The sequence below is a fragment of the Pseudomonas kuykendallii genome (assembly GCF_900106975.1).
In the GTDB taxonomy this organism is placed as follows: Bacteria; Pseudomonadota; Gammaproteobacteria; order Pseudomonadales; family Pseudomonadaceae; genus Pseudomonas_O; species Pseudomonas_O kuykendallii.
In genome coordinates this window covers 388,182-407,689 of record NZ_FNNU01000005.1, presented here as the reverse complement: position 1 = coordinate 407,689, position 19,508 = coordinate 388,182, and the positions used below count along the sequence as shown (strand labels likewise).

Sequence of the window (19,508 nt, the reverse complement as noted above, 5' to 3'; positions counted from 1 at the left end):
TTAAAAATTGTCAGTGGATGTGAACAGGCCGACGCGCAAGCCTTCGGCACTGTAGATCTCGCGGCCATCGACGCTTACCGAGCCATCGGCGATGGCGAGGATCAGCGAGCGGTTGATGGTGCGTTTGATATGGATGTTGTAGGTGATCTTCTTGGCGGTCGGCAGGACCTGGCCGAAGAACTTCACCTCGCCCGAACCCAGCGCACGGCCGCGGCCCGGATTGCCCTGCCAGCCGAGGTAGAAACCGACCAGTTGCCACATGGCATCGAGGCCCAGGCAGCCCGGCATGACGGGGTCGCCCTCGAAATGGCAGGCGAAAAACCACAGGTCAGGGTTGATGTCGAGCTCTGCGACTATCTCACCCTTGCCGTACTTGCCGCCGCTTTCGCTGATGTGAACGATGCGATCGATCATCAACATGTTGGGGGCGGGCAGTTGCGCATTACCCGGACCGAAAAGCTCGCCGCGGCTGCAGGCGAGCAGGTCTTCGTAGGTAAAGGCGTGTTGTTTGGTCATGCGAGCTCCTCAATGGTCCCGTGCGTGAAGACCGGGGTGGATCATCGTCCTGGCGACGGCAGCGCATGCCGTCAGCCTAGTCATAGACTGCCCGGCCTGGCTGAAAGTCACAGCGTAGCGAGTACAGTCGTACACTTGCATTGTCGCCGATTCGGCGGGCGTGCGGCACTTTATCATTACTCACCGCTTCCGAACGGGCGGGGCGGCAGCCAGCGCAGCAACAACTGCTGCAGCTCTGCCCGTTTGAACGGTTTCGCGAGGTAATCGTTCATCCCGGCTTCCAGGCAGCGCTCGCGGTCGCCCTGCAGGGCGTTCGCCGTCAGCGCGATGATCGGCAGCATCGCGCGACCTTCGAGCCGGCGGATGCGACGTGTCGCCTCATAGCCATCCAGGCCGGGAAGGCGGCAGTCCATCAGGATCACGTCGAATTCGTTGCGCTCGGCTTCGCGCACCGCCTGCACGCCGTCGTCGACCAGCGCGACGGTGTAGCCGAGGCTGCGCAGCATCGCTTCGATGACCGTCTGGTTGACCGGATTGTCTTCCACCAGCAGCACGCGCTGGCCGCTGCCGGTACTGCCGACGACGGCGCGCTGGCCGTGACCACCAGGCACCTGCTGGCGGAACGGCAGGGGGATTTCCAGGGTGAATACCGAGCCTTGCGCCGCCTGGCTTTCCGCGCGCAGCGTGCCGCCCATGCGCTCGGCCAGCGTCCGCGCGATCGGCAGCCCGAGGCCGGTGCCGCCGTAGCGGCGGGAGATGGAACTGTCGGCCTGCTGGAAGGCGTCGAACATGTGCTCGAGCCGCTCCGGCGGAATACCGATGCCGCTGTCCTTCACCGCGCAGGTCAGCCAGAGCACTTCGGCGTCCAGCGGCTGCCAGCGCACCTCGACCAGGATCTGGCCTTCCTCGGTGAACTTCAGCGCGTTGCCGATCAGGTTGACGAGAATCTGCCGGATGCGTGTCGGATCGCCCTGTACCTGAAGCCATTCCAGCCCTGGCTGGGTATCGATGCGCAGCTCCAGGCCGCGCTGCGCGGCGCTGTGCTGGAAGACCATGGCCGATGTCTGGATCAGCTCGAAGAGCGAGAAGGGAATCCTCTCCAGCTCCAGCGCATCGCGCTCGATACGCGAGAAATCGAGGATGTCGTTGATCACCTTGAGCAGATGCTCGGTGGACTCGCTGGCCAGCGCGGCGTATTCCTCCTGCTCGCGGGTCATTTCGGTGGTTTCCAGCAGCTGCAGCATGCCCAGCACGCCATTCATCGGCGTACGCAACTCGTGGCTCATCATCGCCAGAAAGTCGGATTTCGCCCGGTTGGCCTGTTCGGCCTCCTCGCGGGCGTTGGTCAACTGGGCGATGGTGCCTTCCTGTTCGGCGCTGGCCTGGGCGAGGCCGTCGGCCAGGCGGTTAATGTGCCGCGCCAGGTCGCCCAGCTCATGTTCGTCGACTTCCGGCAACTGGGTCTCGAAACGACCCGCGCGGATCGCCTGCACCGCCTGGCCCATCGCGCTGATCGGTTCGGCGAGGCGCAGCGACAGCCGGCGCGCGAGCATGAAGGTGAAGACCAGCGCGAACAGCGCCAGCGCGGCGGCTTTCAGGAGGATTTCCTGCTGGCGGCTGCTGAACGCATCGTTGGACATGCCGACCACCACGCGGCCGAGGTGCTCGCCAGTAGCCGGCGGCGGTATCTCCGGCTCACCGGTCAGGCTTGCCTCGTCATCCGGAAACACCAGCGGCTGCAGGCGTATGGGCGCCTGGAAGGTCGCCGAGGATTTCCCTCCGCTATCCCCGCTTCCGCGTTCGAGATAGACCAGGACCTTGTCGTCGCGGTCGCGCACCTCGAGATAGCGCACATGGGGCGTTTCCATCGTCGCCTTGAGCAGGCTGCGCAGGACCGGCAGGTTTCCGGAAATCACCCCGTATTCGCAGGCCGGCGCCAACTGGTCGGCGATCAACTGGCCGGTGTGCTGCAGCTCCTGCTGCAGGTCCTGCAGGCGGGTGAAGGTGAACAGGCCGGTGAGCAGCAGGGTCAGCAACAGCGCCGGCCCCACGCTGATCAGCTGCGTCCGGGTATGGATATCCCAGCTCGGTCGGAACTTCATCGGCTGTGTTCTCCTGCTGCCAGGCGCCTCGCCAGTTCGGCGTCGTCGTCCAGGGCGATGCCCAGGGCGCGTGCGACCTGGGGGTTGCTGAGCACTTTGAAATGCGTCGGATAGAGCGCTCTCGGCCAGCTCGCGGGAGGCTGGTCGAGCAATTCGTCGAGGCTTTGCAGCCAGTCGTCCTGGTCGCTGTAGGTGCTGCTCAGGCTACCGGCTCGGACGAAGGGCGCGTTGGGGCCGATCAGCGCGCGCTGGCGGGCGTAGCTGGTCAGCAGGAGGCTCTTGGCGGTCAGCGGGTTGTATAGGCTGGGCGCCTCGAAGCCGAGCAGCACGTCGCTGTCGTTGAGCAGCTCCAGGAGTGGACGGCTGTCGCGCGGGTTGGGCCATTCCCTAGCAACGATCTCCAACTGCAAGGGCGCCGCGGCCTGGCGCAACGGTTCGAGCAGGTGCTGGCTGTCGGCGTCGAAGAGCACGCCGACCCGGCGCACATGGGGGAGCAGCAGGCGCAGCAGTTTCAACTGGCGATCCAGCGGCGGATCGTTCCACAGCAGCGTGACGTTTTCCGGCCGCTGGCCGTTCAGCCAGCGGCGTGCTTCCAGGCGGTTGACCCGCATGATCAGGGTGGGCGATTCGATGGCCGTTTTGAGGCGCCAGACGAGGGCGTCCTCGCCGATCAGGATCAGCCGGGTGGTCGGTGGCGGAAGCGTGCCGATCGCCAGTTCGCCGATCGGCACGAAGCGCACCTGATCTTCAGGTCGCTGCGCCGCCAGTGCGGCAGTGAACTGGCGCACCGCGGGAGCGTCCTGGGCGCTGAGGATGATCTCGGCGGCATCCGCGCCGCGCAGCGCGAGGACGAGCAGCATCGCCACGCAGGCCAGCGTGGCGCTCAGCAGACTCGTCCTTGAGGAGGGGCGCATCTCAGAAGCCCAGTTCGGCGCTGAGGTAGAACTGCTGGCGGTCGTCGTAGAGGTTTTCTTTCCAGGTCAGCGCCTCGTCGTCCAGCCGCTGTTGCAGTACGCCGGCGATCTGCAGGTTGGCGCTGCCGAGGCGGACGCGCTTGGCGAGGCGCAGGTCGAGCCGCTCGAAGCGTCGTTCGTTGAGGGCGTCGGCGCCGTAATAGATGACGCTGCTCGACCAGCCGTGGGCCCATTCGCGCATCCAGGCCGCCGAGCCGCTGTTGCGTGCCGAAAGGCGCAGGTCGCGGTCTTCGGTGGCGGTTTGGTCGACGTAGGCATACGTCAGGCGCACGCGGTCACTGGCGCTCAGGCGCCAGTCCGCCTGCAGTTCGGCGCCCTGGAAACTCATGCTGTTGGCGTTGCTGGGGGTGTAGCCGTCGCTGGTGAAGGCCTCGCTGATCATGTCGCTCACGTCTTCACGGAACAGCTTCAGGTCGATGCTCAGCCCCAGGTTGGAGAACAGTCCGTTGTAGCCGAGCTCGCGCGAGCGCATGTGCTCCTCCTTTAGGCCACCCGTACCCGTGACCCTGGAGAAATAATAGGCGCTGTTCTGGCCGTTCACGCTCGGCGAAAGGTTGCTTACTTCATAGCGCAGGTCGAGGTTGTTCTCGGCCATGTCGGGGGTGCGCACGGCTTCGGAATACACCGCGCGTAGGCCGTGGCTGGGGGTGATCAGGTAGTTCACGGCGAGGCGCGGGGTGAGCGATTCGCCGCTGTTGCGGTCGTTCTCCAGCATCGCGCCACCCTGCAGGATCCAGTGCGGGTCGATCGTCCACTCGAGGTGCGCGAAGGTACGCAGGATGTCGTTGTTCAGCTTGCCGCCGAAGTAGGTCTCCGACGCCACTTCCTCGCGGCGGTAACCGGCGCCGCTGAGCAGGCGCAGGCTGTCGGTGACGCTGTAGGTGTCCTGCAGTTCGAGGTCGTAGCGAGTTTCGCGGATGTTCTGGTTGACGTCTCCGCAGACGGCCGGCTGCTGCGTGGTCACCTGTTCTTGCATCTGTTGCAGCACCTGTTGCGCCAGTTCTGCTTCCCTCGGTGTGGTGCCCGCAGGTAGCGGTCGAAGGCGAAATACCCGCTTGGTCAGTACCGGGTTCAGGCTCCAGAGCTCGGCGAGCTGCGGGCTGAAGGCCAGAGCGGCGTCACAGGCCACCCATTCCTGATTGCGGTCCCAGTGCTGTGCCGCTCCCTGAACGTAAAGGCTGTGGCGCGGGTTCATGTCGAAGGTCCAGCGCATCGAGCCGGCATAATCGCGGGCGACCACGTCGGAGTTGTTGTCCCCCGGCGCGATGCCGCCCGGAATCAGCCTGTCGAACACCGGTTCATAGTTGTAGGGCCGCTGGTTGGTTCCTTCCTTGGCCGCCAGCTGCCAGTCGAGCGTCTGCTGCGCATCCAGGCGGTGAGTGGTGGAGAGGTTGAAACGGTTGGCGCGGGTGCTGTCGCGGAAGTCGTTGCCTTCGTCGTCATGGTCGAAACCGTCGTCCCGCAGCCCGGAGAGCGACAGGCGCATGTCGCCGTCCTGCCAGTTGAAGCCCTGGCTGGCGTACCAGTCGTTCACGCCACGCTTGCCGCGGGTGACCTTCAGGCGCGTGCCGATGCTCTCGGACGGCGAGCGGGTGATGATGTTGATCACACCCATCAGCGCGTTGGCGCCGTAGCTGACCGTATTCGGCCCGCGAAACACCTCGATCCGATCGATGTCTTCCAGGGCCACCGGAATGTCCGCCCAGTCCACCGTCGCCAGGCCGGCGCGGTACACCGAGCGGCCGTCGATCAGTACCTGCATGCGCCGAGCTTCGCTGACGCTGCTGCCGTGATAGTTGACCATGCCCTGGTTGCCGGACAGGTAGCCGACCATCATCCCCGGCACCAGCCGCATCAGCTCCGGTACGCTGCGCGCGCCGCTGGACTCGATCAGTTGCCGGTCGAGCAGGGTCACGCTGCCGGGAACGGCGGCGGGCGACTGCTTGAGTCGGGTCGCGGTGAGAATTTGCGGCACGCTTTCGCCGTCGGCGAAGAGGTCTTCGGCAGCCGCAGGATGGGTCGTGGCCAACGCCAGCAGCGCGAAGGAGAAAGGGAGCGAAGGGTGTAGTGGCACGACGGCGATCATCGGGGGCAGCAAAGCGCGCATGTTAACCGAGCGGCCGGGCTTTGCCAGCGCACCGCGGTGGCATTTGGCCGTGCCACTGGTCGCTTCAACGGCGCGCCGTATAATGGACGCCGATTGCCATAACCCTGCGGACCTTCCATGACAGCACAGCAACCCATCGCGGTCCTCGGTGGCGGCAGCTTCGGCACCGCCATCGCCAACCTTCTGGCCGAGAACGGCCAGGCGGTCCGCCAATGGATGCGCGACCCCGAGCAGGCCGAGGCGATTCGCCAGAACCGCGAAAACCCGCGTTATCTCAAGGGCATCAAGGTGCATCCGGCGGTGGAGCCGGTCACCGATCTGGCCGCCACGCTCGAGGCCAGCCATCTGTTGTTCGTCGCGCTGCCCTCGAGCGCGCTGCGCAGCGTGCTGTCGCCGGTGGCCGATCGATTGAGCGGCAAGTACCTGGTCAGCACCACCAAGGGCATCGAGGCGCAGAGCTTTCTGCTGATGAGCCAGATCCTCGAGGAGATCGCCCCGGAGGCTTCCATCGGGGTGATTTCCGGGCCGAATCTGGCGCGCGAAATCGCCGAGCATGCCCTCACGGCGACGGTCGTCGCCAGCGAAAACGCCGACCTCTGCAGCCGCGTGCAGCAGGTCCTGCACGGTCGCACGTTCCGCGTTTACGCCAGCCAGGACCGCTTCGGCGTCGAGCTGGGTGGCGCGCTGAAGAACGTCTACGCGATCATCGCCGGGATGGCCGTGGCGCTGGGCATGGGCGAAAACACCAAGAGCATGCTGATCACCCGCGCACTGGCCGAGATGACCCGGTTCGCGGTGAAGCTGGGCGCTAATCCGATGACCTTTCTCGGCCTGGCCGGGGTGGGCGACCTGATCGTCACCTGTTCCTCGCCGAAGAGCCGCAATTACCAGGTCGGCTTCGCCCTCGGCGAAGGACTCAGCCTGGAGCAGGCGGTCAATCGCCTCGGCGAAGTGGCGGAGGGCGTCAACACCATCAAGGTGCTGCGTGCCAAGGCCGAGGAACTGCGGGTCTACATGCCACTGGTCGCCGGTCTTCACGCGATCCTCTTCGAGGGCCGTACCCTGGCCCAGGTCATCGAGGCCCTGATGCGGGCCGAGCCGAAGACCGACGTGGACTTCATCTCGATCAGCGATTTCTGAACCCAAGGAGCTGTACATGAACGACGCCAAACCGCGCCGTGAATCCCTTGTGCTGCGGATTCTCTGGATGCTGCTGTTCTTTCTCGTCTGGCAGGTGACGGAGGTGCTGCTGGCGCTGCTGGTGGTGGCGCAGGTGGTGTTCCGCCTGATCAACGGCGCGCCGAGCGGTGCGCTGATGGACTTTGGCGACAGCCTCGCGCAGTACCTGGCGCAGATCGGTCGCTTCGGCGCCTTTCACACCGACAGCAAGCCCTGGCCGTTCGCCGACTGGCCGGCGCCGCGTGTCGCCGATGGCGAAGCCCCGCTGCGTCCGGTCGAGCCGCTGAACCGCGACGAGGCGCAACCGTGAGGTTGTACCTGCTGCGGCACGGCGAGGCCGAGGCGCCGCGTACCAGCGATGCGCGCCGCGCACTGACCGAACACGGTCGCGACGAAGTCCGCGCCAGCGCGGCGTTGCTCGCCGAAAGACCGTTGCAGGCGATCCTCGCCAGCCCCTACGTGCGCACCCAGCAGACCGCCGAGCTGGTGGCGACTCAGCTCGGCCACCGCGGGGTGATCGAGAGCGCCGAATGGCTGACCCCCGACAGCGACCTGCGCGAAGCCCTCGACCGCCTGAACGAGCGCAGCGAAGACGAACTGCTGCTGGTCACCCATCAGCCCCTGGTCGGCGCGCTGGGCGGGCTGCTGGTCCACGGCCACCGCCAGCAGCCGCTGCCCATGAGCACGGCGAGCCTGGCGGTCCTCGACGGCGAAATGGCTCTGACCGGCGGCATGCAGCTGGTTTCCCTGACCCACCCGCGGGTCTGATTTCAAAAAGACACAATCTCGCGGTTGCAGCCCCTTGTTGCTCATGGAATAGTCAACCAAGCAAGTGCTTGGTTGATCCCCATAACAACAACAATGGAGGCGTCCCTGTGGCTACTGCGCAGCGTTTACCCCTCGCGCTCTTTTACGAGCGCGAACAGCGGCATCCGAACAAGCGTTATCTGGTCCAGCCGTTGCCCGGCGGAGAACTGCAGGTGCTCACCTGGGGCGAGGTGGGCGAGCAGGCGCGGCGCGTCGCGTGCTGGCTGCGCGGCCTCGAACTGGAGCCGGGTAGCCGTATCGCGATCATCTCGAAGAACTGCGCGCACTGGATCGTCGCCGACCTGGCGATCTGGATGGCCGGGCATGTCTCCGTCCCTCTGTATCCGAACCTCACGGCCGATTCGGTGCGCCAGGTGCTCGAACATTCCGGGACGCAGGTGGCCTTCATCGGCAAGCTGGACGACTGGGGCGCGATGGCGCCTGGCGTGCCGCCGGGCGTGAAGACGGTCAGCCTGCCGCTGCACCCGGCGGCCGATTTCGACCACACCTGGGACGAGCTGCAGACCTGCTCGCCGATCCGCGACAATCCGCTGCCGCCGGCCGAGCAGCTCGCCAGCATCATCTATACCTCCGGCACCACCGGCACGCCGAAGGGTGTGATGCAGACCTTCGGCAGCTTCGGCTTCGCCGCCAGCAACGGCAGCCAGCTCACCGAGGTGGGCGAGGGCGATCGCGTGCTGTCCTACCTGCCGCTGTGTCATGTCGCCGAGCGGATGTTCGTCGAGATGGCCTCGCTGTACGCCGGGCTCACGGTGTTCTTCGCCGAAAGCCTGGAAACCTTCCTCGATGACATGCGGCGTGCGCGGCCTACGGTGATCTTCGGCGTGCCGCGCATCTGGACCAAGTTCCAGATGGGCGTCTACAGCAAGATGCCCGCGCGAAAGCTGGATCGCCTGCTGGCGCTGCCACTGGTCGGCCGTGTCGTCGGGCGCAAGGTACTCGCCGGTCTCGGCCTGGACGCCGTGCGCTTCGCGCTGTCCGGTGCCGCGCCGGTGCCCGAGGCGCTGCTCGACTGGTATCGGCGTCTTGGCCTGGAGGTGCTCGAGGTGTACGGCATGACCGAGAACTGCGGCTACTCGCACCTGGGCCGCCCCGGTTTGCAACGTCCGGGCTGGATCGGCATCGCCAGCCCGGGCGTCGAGGTGCAGATCGACGACTCCGGCGAAGTGCTGATTCGCAGCGACGCAACCATGAGCGGCTATTACAAGGACCCGCAGCGAACCGCCGAGGCCCTTACCGAGGACGGCTTCCTGCGTACCGGCGACAAGGGCGAACAGAATGCCGAGGGCTATCTGCGGCTGACCGGGCGGATCAAGGAAATCTTCAAGACCAGCAAGGGCAAGTACGTCGCCCCGGCACCGATCGAGAACCGCCTGGCGGTGCATTCGCGGATCGAGCAGGTCTGCGTGATCGGCGATGGCCTCGCGCAACCGATGGCGCTGTGCGTGCTCTCCGAGGTCGGTCGCGCGGAAGCGGCTAACGGCACCCGCAATGAACTGGAAAACAGCCTGCGCAACCTGCTCGAAGAGGTCAACGACGGCCTCGACAAGCACGAACGGTTGCAGGGGCTGGTGCTGGTCAAGGACGTCTGGGCAGTGGACAACGGCTTCCTCACGCCGACCCTGAAGATCAAGCGGGCGATGATCGAAGATGCCTACGGAGCGCGCTTCGGCGAATGGGCGGCACGCTCGCAGACGGTTCTCTGGCACGACTGACCGCCGGTGCCCTCCGGCGCCGCGCTGCAATTTTGTCCAAGAGCGCGGCGCCTGCAGCGGGTAAAGTGGGCGCATGGAGCAGATCAACCACATCACCAGCGGGCTGTCGGGCGTGCGTCTCATCGACGCCGAGTACCACAGCTTCGCGTTCCCCCGGCATTTCCATCTGGAGTACCACGTCGGCCTGCTGCTGCGCGGCGAGCACCGCTACATGCATCGCGGCGAAAAGCGCCAGGTCGGCGCCGGCGACATGCTGCTGATGGCTCCGGAATGCATCCACGACGGCGCCAGCCTGACGGGCGAGGGTTATCGCATCCGCGTGATGGCGCTCGACCCGCAGTGGCTCGACGACGCCAGCCGCAGCCTCAGTGACGGGCGCCAGGGCGCGCCGCGGCTGACCAGCGCGGTGCTGCGCGATCCTCGCCTGCAAGCGCATCTGCAGGATTTCCACGCGGCCATGCTCGGTGGCTCGCCGCTGTCCCAGGAAAGCACCCTCTGGCAGGCGCTGGCGCATCTGCTGGACATGGGCTCGAGCCTGCGTATCAGCGAGCCCGCCCAGGGCTTCGACCCGACGACCTGGAGGCGCCTGCGCGACTGGCTCGAATCGCGCCTCGACGCGCCGCCGACCCTGGAAGAGCTGGCCGCGTTCTGTGGTGTCAGCCCGTGGCAGGCGTTGCGCCGCTTCAGCAAGCACACCGGCCTGCCGCCGCACCAGTGGCTGATGTCGCTGCGCCTGGAGAGGGCGCTGCCGCTGGTGTTGCGCGGCCTTCCGCTGAGCGACATCGCCCTGCGCCTGGGCTTCTACGACCAGGCGCACTTCTCCCGTTTGTTCCGCCGTACCTATGGGCTGCCGCCCGCGCGTCTGCGCCAGGGCTGACGGCCACGCTCGTTCATTTCGACCTTACCCCCGAATTCTGGAGAAAAGCATGCAGGAGACCTCCGTCTTGCTGTCGCTGATGGCGGTGTTCGCCGTGGCGCTGATCAGCCCCGGCCCGGACGTGGCGCTGGTGGTGCGCACCGCGATCCATCAGGGCCGTCGCGCCGGCCTGCTCAGCGCGCTGGGCCTGGCGTGCGGCATCCTGCTGCACGGCACCCTGGTGCTCACCGGCGTTTCGCTGCTGCTGAGCCGCTCGCCGTTGCTGTTCACGGCGATCCAGCTGTTCGGCGCGGGTTACCTCGGCTGGCTCGGCGTCGGTGCGTTGCGCGCCTGGTTTCGCCGCGGCGAGGCGTCCGGCGGCGGGCTCGACGGTGAACTCGCGCCGTCGCCGCTCGGCCCCTGGTTGCGCGGGGTGGCGACCAACCTGTTCAATCCCAAGGCCCTGGTGTTCTTCCTCGCGCTGCTGACCAGCCTGATCCCGCCGCACATGTCGCTGCCGGGCAAGTTCGCCGCCGCGGGCATCCTGTTCTTCTTCGGCCTGGCCTGGTTCAGCCTGCTCAGCGTCGCGTTGACCCAGCCGCGCCTGCAGCGGCGCCTGCTGCGCGCCGCGCCCGTCATCGACGGCCTTTGCGGGCTGGTGTTCCTGCTGGTGGCCGGTGCGATCCTGCTGCGGCTGGCGTTGCCGCACTGACGCCTGGCCGTTGCACCGCCATCACTGGCAGTTACGATCGTTGCCGCGCAGGAACGGCTGCCGGAGAATCCGTTGGACGATTCCCCGATAGATTCCCCAGAGAATCCCGAGCCGAGAGCCGCGCATGCCATCGCCGATCTTCTTCGCCCACGCCAACGGCTTTCCGTCCGCCACCTACGGCAAGCTGTTCGACGCGCTGCGACCCGACTACCCGTTGCACTACCTGGAGCAGCACGCCCACGATCCGCGCTTCCCGGTGGACGACAACTGGGGCGGGCTGGTGGATGAATTGCTGCATCACCTCGAGGCCCTCGATCAGCCGGTGTGGGGCGTCGGCCACTCCCTCGGCGGCGTGCTGCACTACCACGCGGCGCTACGCCGTCCGCAGCTGTACCGCGGGGTGGTGATGCTCGACTCGCCGGTGCTGACGCTCGCCGATCGGCTGGTCATTCGCGCCGCCAAACGCTTTGGCTTCATCGACCGTATCACCCCGGCCGGGCGAACCCTCGGGCGCCGCGAAGCCTTCGACGACGCCGCGCAGGCGCGCCTGTACTTCGCCGGCAAGGGGCTGTTCCGCCGTTTCGATCCGGAGTGCCTGGACGCCTACGTCGAGCACGGCCTCGCGCCCAGCGATAAGGGACTGCGCCTGAAATTCGACCCGGCCACCGAGATCAGCATCTACCGCAGCGTGCCGCATCTGAGCCCCGGGCGGCCGCAGCAGTTGCAGGTGCCGCTGGCCGTGGTGCGCGGCCGGCATAGTCGGGTAGTGCTGCCGCACCATGCGCGTTCCGTGCAGCGCATCCCGCGCGGCGAGTACCTGACGTTGCCTGGCGGCCACATGTTCCCGCTGGAGCGCCCGGCGCAGACGGCGGACCTGCTCAGGTCGCTGTTCCAGCGCTGGGAGTCCCATTCCGATGCCGAAAAGGAGCCCGCATGAGCGCGCCCGTCGAAGAGATCCGCCTCAACCTCCCGCACATCGAGCTGGCCGCCCATCTCTACGGTCCGGAGGACGGGCGGCCGGTGATCGCCCTGCATGGCTGGCTGGACAACGCGGCGAGCTTCGCCCGGCTGGCGCCCAAACTGACCGGGATGCGCGTCGTCGCCCTGGATTTCGCCGGGCACGGGCATTCCGCGCACCGCGCCGCGGGCGCCGGCTACCAACTCTGGGACTACGCGCTGGACGTGTTGCACGTCGCCGAGCAACTGGGCTGGCCGCGCTTCTCGCTGCTCGGCCACTCGATGGGCGCCATCGTCTCCGTCCTGCTGGCCGGCGCCATGCCACAGCGCATCGAGCGTCTGGCGTTGATCGATGGCTTGATTCCCTACCTGGGCGAGGCGGCCGATGCGCCGCGCAAACTGGGCGAGGCGCTGCAGGCGCAGCTCGACCTGCCGAACAAGCGCAAGCCGGTCTACGAGAAGGTCGAGCAAGCGGTGGTGGCGCGCATGAAGGGGGTTGGCGCGGTAAGCCGGGACGCCGCCGAGTTGCTCGCTCAGCGCGGGCTGATGCCGGTGCCCGGCGGCTACACCTGGCGTACCGATGCGCGGCTGACGCTGCCCAGCCCGTTGCGTTTCACCCGCGCGCACAGCCAGGCGTTTCTCGCCGCGGTACAGTGCCCGGTCGATCTGGTGCTCGCCGAGAACGGCCTGCTCAAGGGCGAGTTGCCGCTGTTGCAGATGCTCGAAGCGTTGCCGTTCAACGTCACCCGGCTCGCCGGCGGTCATCACCTGCACCTGGACGACGAGGCGGGCGCCGCCTCCGTAGCAGACTGTTTCAATAGGCGCTTCGCTTCGGCTTGACTTGCCGTCGGCAACTGGGAAGGCTGGGCGGCCAGACAAGGGAGAAGATCATGATCGACCTCTACACCGCCGCCACGCCCAATGGCCACAAGGTCTCAATCGCTCTGGAAGAGCTCGGCCTGCCGTACGACCTGCACGTGCTGAGCTTCGATCGCAAGGAGCAGAAGACCCCCGAATTCCTGCGCATCAACCCGAACGGGCGGATTCCCGCGATCGTCGACCGCGACAACGACGACTTCGCGGTCTTCGAGTCCGGCGCGATCCTGGTCTACCTCGCCGAGAAGACCGGCCAACTGATGCCCAGCGACGTCAAGGGCCGCTCGCGGGTGCTGCAATGGCTGATGTTCCAGATGGGCGGCGTCGGCCCGATGCAAGGCCAGGCCAACGTGTTCTTCCGCTACTTTCCGGAAAAACTGCCCGGCGCGATCTCCCGCTACCAGAACGAAACCCGCCGGCTCTACGAGGTCCTCGATGGCCGGCTGGGCGAGGCCGAGTATCTCGCCGGCGACTACAGCATCGCCGATATCGCCACCTTCCCCTGGGTGAAGATCCACGACTGGTCCGGCGTTTCACTTGACGGGCTGACGCATCTGCAGCGCTGGCTGGACGCCATCGACTCACGACCCGCGGTGCAGCGCGGCCTTGCCAGGCCGAGCCGGGAAGAGGGCGACGCAAAGATCAAGACGGCACAGGACATCCTCGTCCGGTGAGCATTCATAGCCTTCGGCCGATGCTGCTCGGCCTCTTTCTCGCGGCCTGCCATGCCCAGGCGGCGGACGTCGCTGGCAGTCACGATCTCGAGATGCTGCCGCGCCCGGCGAACGCCGAGATCGTCGATTTCCGCGAAACCGCCGATCTGGAGCGCATCTTCCCGCAGGGCTCGATCCGCAGGATCAGCGGCGACCTGCGCTTCGAGCAGCAGGTGGCGACCCAGGGACGACAGCTTTCGCTGACCTACGAACTGCCCGCGGAACACACCTCCGAACAGGCCTTCACCCAGGCTCGCCGCGCCTTGCAGGAGCAGGGCGGACACCTGCTCTACTGGTGCGAGGGGCGCGATTGCGGCTCCAGCAGCCTGTGGGCCAACGCAGTGTTCGGCAGCTCCAAGCTCTACGGCCCCGACGATCGCCAGGCCTATGCGCTGGTGCGCCTGAGCGTCGGCGAGATGGACGACCGCCTGGTGGCGCTCTACGCGATCACGCGCGGTAACAGGCGCGCCTATCTGCATGTCGAGCAATTCGACGCCAGCAGTCCGCTGGGCGTGGTTCTGCCGACGCCGGCGACCCTGCTGCGGCAACTGCTGGATAGCGGCGAGCTGGACCTGAGTCTGCTTGACGAAGGCCCGCAGGACGACTGGGTGAAACTGCTGGTGCGCAGCCTCAACCAGAACAGCGGCGTGCGCGTGACGCTGTCCGGTGTGCAGGCGGAGCAATGGCGCGATGCGCTGGTGCAGGGCGGCGTGCGCGCGCCGCGCATCGAGGTGGACGGCGCGACCCGCGAGGGGCTGCATCTGGACCTGTTGCGCTAGGCGTCATGCCGCCAAGCCGCCGAAGTGTCACACTCGGCGGCCTGATCCTCCCCCCAACCGTTTTTCGGAGCGTTTTTCGATGCCCAACAACGATCGCCTGCTGGTGCAGATTCTGCTCCTCGGGCTGCTCGGCGCGTGCCTGTGGGTGCTGGCGCCGTTCGTTTCCGCGCTGTTCTGGGCCGCCGTGCTGGCCTTCGCCAGCTGGCCGCTGATGCGCCTGCTGACACGGGCGTTGAAAGGGCGAGAGAACCTCGCGGCGGCGATCCTCACGGCGGGCTGGATGATTCTGGTGGCGGTGCCGCTGGTGCTGCTCGGCTTCAACGTCGCCGACCACATCCGCGACGGCATGCAATTGATCAAGGAAGTCCAGGTCGACGGCCTGCCGCCTCCGCCGGACTGGCTGGACAACGTGCCGCTGGTGGGCGATCGGCTGGTGCAATGGTGGAATCGGGTCGACGAGCAGGGCACCGCCTATTTCGTCACCCTGCGCCCCTACGTCGGGGAGGTCGGCAACTGGTTGCTGGCGCGCAGCGCGCGGGTGGGAGGCGGCATGCTGGAGCTCGCCCTGAGCCTGGTGCTGGTGTTCTTCTTCTACCGCGACGGCCCGCGCATGGCCGATTTCGTCCTGCGCCTGCTGGAGCGGCTGATCGGCGAGCGCGCCGATCACTACCAGCGGCTGGTGGCGGGCACCATCCAGCGTGTGGTCAACGGTGTGATCGGCACCGCCGCGGCGCAGGCGCTGCTGGCGATGATCGGTTTCGCCATTGCCGGGATCCCGGGCGCGCTGGTGCTCGGCCTGCTGACCTTCGTGCTCAGCCTGATACCGGTCGGCCCGCCGCTGGTGTGGATTCCGGCGACGGCCTGGCTGCTCTGGCACGGGAGCTACGGGATGGGCATCTTCCTCGGCGTGTGGGGTGTGTTCGTCATCAGCGGGGTGGACAACGTGCTCAAGCCCTACCTGATCAGCCGTGGCGGCAACCTGCCGCTGGTGGTGGTGCTGCTCGGCGTGTTCGGCGGCATCCTGGCGTTCGGCTTCATGGGCCTGTTCCTCGGCCCGACGCTGCTGGCGGTGGCCTTCAGCCTGATTTCCGACTGGATCGCGCCGCGGGCGCACCAGGCCCTGCCAGCCGGCGAGGAGAAGGATGCGCCGCCGCTCTGAGCGTGGGCGCGCTGAAGGCACGTTCAATCCCGGGGTGTGGAATGGTGGGCGTTAACGGCGTGGCAGGCGCAGCACGGCGGTCAGCCCACCGCCGGGGCTTTCTTCCAGCAGCAGCTCGCCGCCCAGGCGCAGCGCGGCTTCACGGGCGATCGACAATCCCAGCCCGACGCCCCCCGAGTTGCGGTTGCGCGAGCTTTCCAGGCGGAAGAACGGCTCGAAAACGGCGTCGCGCTGCTCGACCGGTATGCCCGGGCCATTGTCTATGACCCGCACCTCAATCTGCCCCTCGCCGTCGTGCAGTTCGATGCGCGCATGGCCGGCATAGCGCAGCGCGTTGTCCAGCAGGTTGTTCAGGCACGAACGCAAGGCCAGCGGCTGCGTGTGCAGCGGCAGGCAGGCGCCGACGACGCTGACTGCGGCGCCGTTGTCCTGGGCGTTCTCCACCAGTGATTCGACCAGCGACTGCAGGTCGAACAGGTGCCGCGTCTCGCTGGTGCGTTGTTCGCGCAGGTAGGCGAGGGTGGCGTCGAGCATCGCGGTCATTTCGCCCAGGTCCTGGCTCATGCGGGTGCGCAGGTGGCCGTCCTCCAGTTCTTCGACGCGCAGCTTGATCCGCGCCAGGGGCGTGCGCAGGTCGTGGGAGACGGCGGTGAGGATGCGGCTGCGCTGGGCGATCTGTTCGCGGATACGCGCCTGCATGCGATTGAACGAGCGGGCGGCCTTGCGCACCTCCTGCGGGCCGCTCTCGGCCAGCGGTGCGCTGTCGATGTTCTCGCTCAGGCGTTCGGCGGCGGCGCTCAACTGGCGGATCGGCCGGGTCAGCAGGCGCGCGCCGAACCAGGCGGCGGCCAGCAACAGGAGGAGTTGCAGCAGCAGCGGCACCAGCGGCCCGCCCAGTGGTGAGGGTTGGCGCAGTTCGGACTCTTCGAGAATCACCAGTGAATTCGGGTGTTTGGGTGGCGGCGGTGGCGGGGGGCCATAAGCGCGGAACCAGAGAAAACCAATCAGATGGCCCAGCACGATGGCGGCGACGAAGATGCCGAACAGCCGGGCGAACAGCGTATCGCCGCGGCGCATCAGTCGATGTCCCGCACGTCGAACAGATAGCCTTCGCCGCGCACGGTCTTGATCAGCCGGGGCGCCTTCGGATCATCGCGCAGCTTCTGCCGCAGCCGCGAGACCAGCAGGTCGATGCTGCGGTCGAACGCCTCGATGCTGCGCCCGCGCGCGGCGTCGAGCAGGTGTTCACGGCTGAGCACGCGTCGCGGGCGCTCGAGGAACACCCAGAGCAAGCGGAATTCGGCGTTGGACAGCGGCACCAGCATGCCGTCCGCGGATTCGACTTGGCGCAGCACGCTGTCCAGTCGCCAGCCATCGAAGCGGACACTCTTGCGCTGGTCACTGCGTGGCGCGTCACGGCCATCGCGCACCCGGCGCAATACGCACTGGATGCGCGCGACCAGTTCACGCGGCTCGAAGGGCTTGGCGATGTAGTCGTCGGCGCCCAGTTCGAGGCCGATGATGCGGTCGGTGGGTTCGCAACGCGCGGTGAGCATCAGGATCGGAATGTCGGAGCTGGCGCGCAGGCTGCGGCACAGCGAAAGACCGTCTTCGCCGGGCAGCATCAGGTCCAGCACCAGGGCGTCGAAATGCTCGCGATCCAGCGCTGCGCGCATCGCCACGCCGTCGGCGACGCCTTCGGCCTGGATGCCGAAGCGCTCCAGGTAACCGCAGAGCAGTTCGCGGATGTCGGCATCGTCATCGACGATCAGGACGCGGGTGGCTTTGAAGGCGCTGCTGGCTGTTTCCACGAGGCTCGGCTCCCGAGGCGATTACAAAAAAGGTCGCGATGCTCGCACGCATTCATATCGGCCCGTTTTCCGCCAGGTAACGAGATCGTTACATGGCGAGTCAGTGCGTCGCCTCGTAACTGTCCAGCGTGTCGCTGGCGATCTGCCGGCCGAGCTGGATCAGCTCCGGCGCCTTGTAGAACTCGAAGAAGCGGCAGACGCGCTTGGGCACGTTGATCAGCACATCCGGTGGATAGCCGGCGATCTTGTACTGCGCCAGCGAGGTCTGCATCACCTCGAAACTCTGGTTGACGAGGTCCAGCAGCGACGCCGGGCCGACGTTCTCCAGTACCCGCGAACCGCTGGCCGATTTCGGCGAGCTGTTGCCCTGCGGCGCGGCCGAGGGTTGCTGGGCGTCTGGCGCGGCATCCAGCCAGGGGTCGACGGTCTCGCCGCCTTCCGCGGCGATCAGCAGCAGCGGCTCGCCGCTTTCTTCACGGCGACGGAAGGGCAACCGTGTGCTCAGCGCCGCGACCAGCGCATCGAAGCGCGATTTCAGCAGTGCCGGGCGCTCGATCACCGGCAAGCGGTAGTGCTGCTGGCCTGACGAGTTCAGGTTGACCGCGACGATCAGGTCACAGTGGCTGGACACCACCGGCACGATCGGCAACGGGTTCAGCAGGCCGCCATCGACCAGCATGCGGTTGCCCTGGACTACCGGGGTGAACAGGCTCGGAATCGCCGCCGAGGCGCGCATCGCCTGGTGCAGGCTGCCTTCCTGGAACCAGATTTCCTGCTGGTGGGTGAGGTCGGTGGCAACCGCGGTATAGGGAATCGGCAGGTCCTGGATATCGATCTCGCCGACGATCTCGCGTATTCGGCCGAAGACCTTTTCGCCGCGGATCGCCCCCAGCGAGAAGCTGACGTCGACCAGGCGCAGCACGTCGAGGTAGTCCAGGCTCTCGATCCACTCGCGGTACTCGCGCAGCTTTCCGGCGGCATAGGCGCCGCCGACCACCGCGCCCATCGAACAGCCGGCGATGCAGCCGATCTCGTAGCCGCGCGCCTCGAGTTCCTCGATGACGCCGATGTGCGCGTAGCCACGCGCGCCTCCCGAACCCAGAACCAGGGCCACTCGCTTGCTCATCCACACCTCCCCGGAAACCGATCGTGCGACGATACGCGTCCGCTTTGCCGACGCCAAGAAGCCGCGCCAGGCCGGCACTTTTTGAGTGGCAGACCGGTCTCAGCGAAGGCAAGCTGTACACCTTCCGAAGGAGAAACACATGAAAGCCTGGATACTGATTCCCCTCATGGCGCTCACGCTGGCCGGTTGTGCAGGCAAGACCTCGTACCGCACCAGCTGCGCCAATGGTCTGGATGCCGCCTGGAAAGAGCAGAGCCTCGCCGAAGCCGAAGGCTTCGCCGGTACGGTCAGCTATTCCAAAGCGGTGACATTGCTCACCGCTGCCAAGACCCAGCAGCAGTTCGAAGCCTATTCGGGCTGTGTGAAGAAGGTCGAGAAGGCGCGCTTCTACCTGCGCGAATCCCGCGCCGGCCGCTGACCCGCACGCCGGCGCCACGCCCGTGGCGCCGGTGGCGTCCTCCTACCAAGTAGTTTCCCGATGCAGATCGATTTCTCCGCCCTGACGTCGCTCGAAGCGTATCGCTGGATGGCCAACACCGTGACGCCGCGGCCGATCGCCTGGGTCTCCACGCTGTCCGCCGACGGTGTCGCCAACCTGGCGCCGTTCAGCTTCTTCCAGGTGATCAGCGATACCCCGCCGACCCTGATGGTGAACATCTCCACACGCGGCGATGGCAGCCTCAAGGACAGCATGCTGAACCTGCAGGAAACCGGCGAGCTGGTGATTCAGCTGGTTTGCGCCGATCAGGTCGAGGCGATGAACGCCAGCTCCGCGACCCTGCCACGCGGCACCAGCGAGTTCGAGCACTGCGGCATCGCCAGCGAGGCCTCGGTGCGGGTCGCGCCGCGGCGCGTGAAGGGTGCGCCGGTGGCCTTCGAATGCCGGGTGGCGCAACTGTTGCCTTATCCGGCGCACGAGCCGAACTGCACCCTTGTGTTCGCCGAAATACTCTATGCGCACATTGATCAGAGCGTGCTCGACGAACAGGGCCGGATCGATGCCGGCAAGCTGGATATCGTCGGACGCCTGGGCGGCAAGTCCTACAGTTACACCCGCGAGCGTTTCGACCTGACGCGGCCGAACTGACGCCTCGCGCA

At 66.7% G+C, this 19,508-nt stretch carries 20 protein-coding genes; 13 read left to right on the top strand and 7 right to left on the bottom strand.

All coding sequences use genetic code 11. The annotated features are described in order from the left end of the window. The 4 genes from fabA to BLV15_RS17815 form a co-directional block, all read right to left on the bottom strand. Entirely contained in the window at positions 1-516 is a 516-nt protein-coding gene (gene fabA, locus BLV15_RS17830; RefSeq protein WP_090231035.1) for a 3-hydroxyacyl-[acyl-carrier-protein] dehydratase FabA, read from the bottom strand. A gap of 176 nt (positions 517-692) precedes the next feature. Next, complete coding sequence (locus BLV15_RS17825) at positions 693-2,618, bottom strand: response regulator (protein ID WP_090231034.1); 1,926 nt, start codon at positions 2,616-2,618, stop codon at positions 693-695. Next, on the bottom strand, positions 2,615-3,532 hold the full coding sequence (locus BLV15_RS17820; protein WP_090231033.1) for an ABC transporter substrate-binding protein: 918 nt from the start codon (positions 3,530-3,532) through the stop codon (positions 2,615-2,617). The genes BLV15_RS17825 and BLV15_RS17820 overlap by 4 nt, the downstream gene beginning before the upstream one ends. Position 3,533: 1 nt before the next feature. Beyond that, the gene (locus BLV15_RS17815) at positions 3,534-5,666 is read right to left on the bottom strand and encodes a TonB-dependent receptor plug domain-containing protein (protein ID WP_090231091.1); all 2,133 of its coding nucleotides are present in this window, start codon (positions 5,664-5,666) and stop codon (positions 3,534-3,536) included. A 150-nt stretch (positions 5,667-5,816) separates the two neighbouring features. Here BLV15_RS17815 and BLV15_RS17810 point away from each other — a divergent pair, with 150 nt between their 5' ends. From BLV15_RS17810 to BLV15_RS17760, 11 genes are all read left to right on the top strand, one after another. Next, positions 5,817-6,839 (top strand): NAD(P)H-dependent glycerol-3-phosphate dehydrogenase, encoded by a 1,023-nt coding sequence (locus BLV15_RS17810; RefSeq protein WP_090231032.1) that lies wholly within the window; start codon positions 5,817-5,819, stop codon positions 6,837-6,839. Positions 6,840-6,855: 16 nt separating this feature from the next. Then, positions 6,856-7,188: a DUF4389 domain-containing protein gene (locus BLV15_RS17805; RefSeq protein WP_090231031.1), complete on the top strand. Its 333-nt coding sequence runs from the start codon at positions 6,856-6,858 to the stop codon at positions 7,186-7,188. After that, positions 7,185-7,646 (top strand): phosphohistidine phosphatase SixA, encoded by a 462-nt coding sequence (gene sixA, locus BLV15_RS17800; protein ID WP_090231030.1) that lies wholly within the window; start codon positions 7,185-7,187, stop codon positions 7,644-7,646. The genes BLV15_RS17805 and sixA overlap by 4 nt, the downstream gene beginning before the upstream one ends. Before the next feature lie 107 nt (positions 7,647-7,753). Next, positions 7,754-9,421 (top strand): AMP-binding protein, encoded by a 1,668-nt coding sequence (locus BLV15_RS17795; protein ID WP_090231029.1) that lies wholly within the window; start codon positions 7,754-7,756, stop codon positions 9,419-9,421. A gap of 73 nt (positions 9,422-9,494) precedes the next feature. Beyond that, positions 9,495-10,298 carry an AraC family transcriptional regulator gene (locus BLV15_RS17790; protein ID WP_090231028.1) on the top strand — a complete coding sequence of 268 codons (804 nt, stop codon included), beginning with the start codon at positions 9,495-9,497 and terminating at the stop codon, positions 10,296-10,298. A gap of 49 nt (positions 10,299-10,347) precedes the next feature. Next, on the top strand, positions 10,348-10,989 hold the full coding sequence (locus BLV15_RS17785) for a LysE family translocator (protein WP_090231027.1): 642 nt from the start codon (positions 10,348-10,350) through the stop codon (positions 10,987-10,989). A gap of 124 nt (positions 10,990-11,113) precedes the next feature. Further along, positions 11,114-11,926, top strand: coding sequence for an alpha/beta fold hydrolase (locus BLV15_RS17780; protein WP_090231026.1), 813 nt, complete (start codon positions 11,114-11,116; stop codon positions 11,924-11,926). Then, positions 11,923-12,786, top strand: coding sequence for an alpha/beta fold hydrolase (locus BLV15_RS17775; RefSeq protein ID WP_090231025.1), 864 nt, complete (start codon positions 11,923-11,925; stop codon positions 12,784-12,786). Before BLV15_RS17780 ends, BLV15_RS17775 begins: the two co-directional genes overlap by 4 nt. 50 nt (positions 12,787-12,836) lie before the next feature. Beyond that, complete coding sequence (locus tag BLV15_RS17770) at positions 12,837-13,496, top strand: glutathione S-transferase family protein (protein WP_090231024.1); 660 nt, start codon at positions 12,837-12,839, stop codon at positions 13,494-13,496. A 20-nt stretch (positions 13,497-13,516) separates the two neighbouring features. Further along, on the top strand, positions 13,517-14,314 hold the full coding sequence (locus BLV15_RS17765; RefSeq protein ID WP_090231023.1) for a DUF4892 domain-containing protein: 798 nt from the start codon (positions 13,517-13,519) through the stop codon (positions 14,312-14,314). Between the two features lie 79 nt (positions 14,315-14,393). After that, a complete protein-coding gene (locus tag BLV15_RS17760; protein ID WP_090231022.1) occupies positions 14,394-15,473 on the top strand; it encodes an AI-2E family transporter in 1,080 nt (359 codons plus the stop codon). A 51-nt stretch (positions 15,474-15,524) separates the two neighbouring features. On the opposite strand, the gene BLV15_RS17755 is transcribed toward BLV15_RS17760, so the two are convergent. From BLV15_RS17755 to BLV15_RS17745, 3 genes are all read right to left on the bottom strand, one after another. Further along, positions 15,525-16,550 (bottom strand): ATP-binding protein, encoded by a 1,026-nt coding sequence (locus BLV15_RS17755; protein ID WP_407072432.1) that lies wholly within the window; start codon positions 16,548-16,550, stop codon positions 15,525-15,527. After that, complete coding sequence (locus BLV15_RS17750) at positions 16,550-17,284, bottom strand: response regulator (protein ID WP_090231020.1); 735 nt, start codon at positions 17,282-17,284, stop codon at positions 16,550-16,552. Before BLV15_RS17750 ends, BLV15_RS17755 begins: the two co-directional genes overlap by 1 nt. Positions 17,285-17,384: 100 nt before the next feature. Continuing rightward, complete coding sequence (locus BLV15_RS17745) at positions 17,385-18,410, bottom strand: patatin-like phospholipase family protein (RefSeq protein WP_090231019.1); 1,026 nt, start codon at positions 18,408-18,410, stop codon at positions 17,385-17,387. Between the two features lie 139 nt (positions 18,411-18,549). Between BLV15_RS17745 and BLV15_RS17740 the strand changes: the two genes are divergently transcribed. Both BLV15_RS17740 and BLV15_RS17735 read left to right on the top strand, forming a co-directional pair. After that, positions 18,550-18,828 (top strand): hypothetical protein, encoded by a 279-nt coding sequence (locus BLV15_RS17740; RefSeq protein ID WP_090231018.1) that lies wholly within the window; start codon positions 18,550-18,552, stop codon positions 18,826-18,828. A gap of 60 nt (positions 18,829-18,888) precedes the next feature. Continuing rightward, positions 18,889-19,497: a flavin reductase family protein gene (locus tag BLV15_RS17735; RefSeq protein WP_090231017.1), complete on the top strand. Its 609-nt coding sequence runs from the start codon at positions 18,889-18,891 to the stop codon at positions 19,495-19,497. Positions 19,498-19,508: the final 11 nt, after the last annotated feature.

Coding starts and splice junctions, on each gene's coding strand:
- BLV15_RS17775 (WP_090231025.1), top strand. CDS start 11,923: ATGAGCGCGCCCGTCGAAGAGATCCGCCTCAACCTCCCGCACATCGAG.
- BLV15_RS17745 (WP_090231019.1), bottom strand. CDS start 18,410: ATGAGCAAGCGAGTGGCCCTGGTTCTGGGTTCGGGAGGCGCGCGTGGC.
- BLV15_RS17805 (WP_090231031.1), top strand. CDS start 6,856: ATGAACGACGCCAAACCGCGCCGTGAATCCCTTGTGCTGCGGATTCTC.
- BLV15_RS17765 (WP_090231023.1), top strand. CDS start 13,517: ATGCTGCTCGGCCTCTTTCTCGCGGCCTGCCATGCCCAGGCGGCGGAC.
- BLV15_RS17760 (WP_090231022.1), top strand. CDS start 14,394: ATGCCCAACAACGATCGCCTGCTGGTGCAGATTCTGCTCCTCGGGCTG.
- BLV15_RS17825 (WP_090231034.1), bottom strand. CDS start 2,618: ATGAAGTTCCGACCGAGCTGGGATATCCATACCCGGACGCAGCTGATC.
- BLV15_RS17790 (WP_090231028.1), top strand. CDS start 9,495: ATGGAGCAGATCAACCACATCACCAGCGGGCTGTCGGGCGTGCGTCTC.
- BLV15_RS17735 (WP_090231017.1), top strand. CDS start 18,889: ATGCAGATCGATTTCTCCGCCCTGACGTCGCTCGAAGCGTATCGCTGG.
- BLV15_RS17810 (WP_090231032.1), top strand. CDS start 5,817: ATGACAGCACAGCAACCCATCGCGGTCCTCGGTGGCGGCAGCTTCGGC.
- BLV15_RS17785 (WP_090231027.1), top strand. CDS start 10,348: ATGCAGGAGACCTCCGTCTTGCTGTCGCTGATGGCGGTGTTCGCCGTG.
- BLV15_RS17820 (WP_090231033.1), bottom strand. CDS start 3,532: ATGCGCCCCTCCTCAAGGACGAGTCTGCTGAGCGCCACGCTGGCCTGC.
- BLV15_RS17770 (WP_090231024.1), top strand. CDS start 12,837: ATGATCGACCTCTACACCGCCGCCACGCCCAATGGCCACAAGGTCTCA.
- BLV15_RS17780 (WP_090231026.1), top strand. CDS start 11,114: ATGCCATCGCCGATCTTCTTCGCCCACGCCAACGGCTTTCCGTCCGCC.
- BLV15_RS17740 (WP_090231018.1), top strand. CDS start 18,550: ATGAAAGCCTGGATACTGATTCCCCTCATGGCGCTCACGCTGGCCGGT.
- BLV15_RS17755 (WP_407072432.1), bottom strand. CDS start 16,550: ATGCGCCGCGGCGATACGCTGTTCGCCCGGCTGTTCGGCATCTTCGTC.
- fabA (WP_090231035.1), bottom strand. CDS start 516: ATGACCAAACAACACGCCTTTACCTACGAAGACCTGCTCGCCTGCAGC.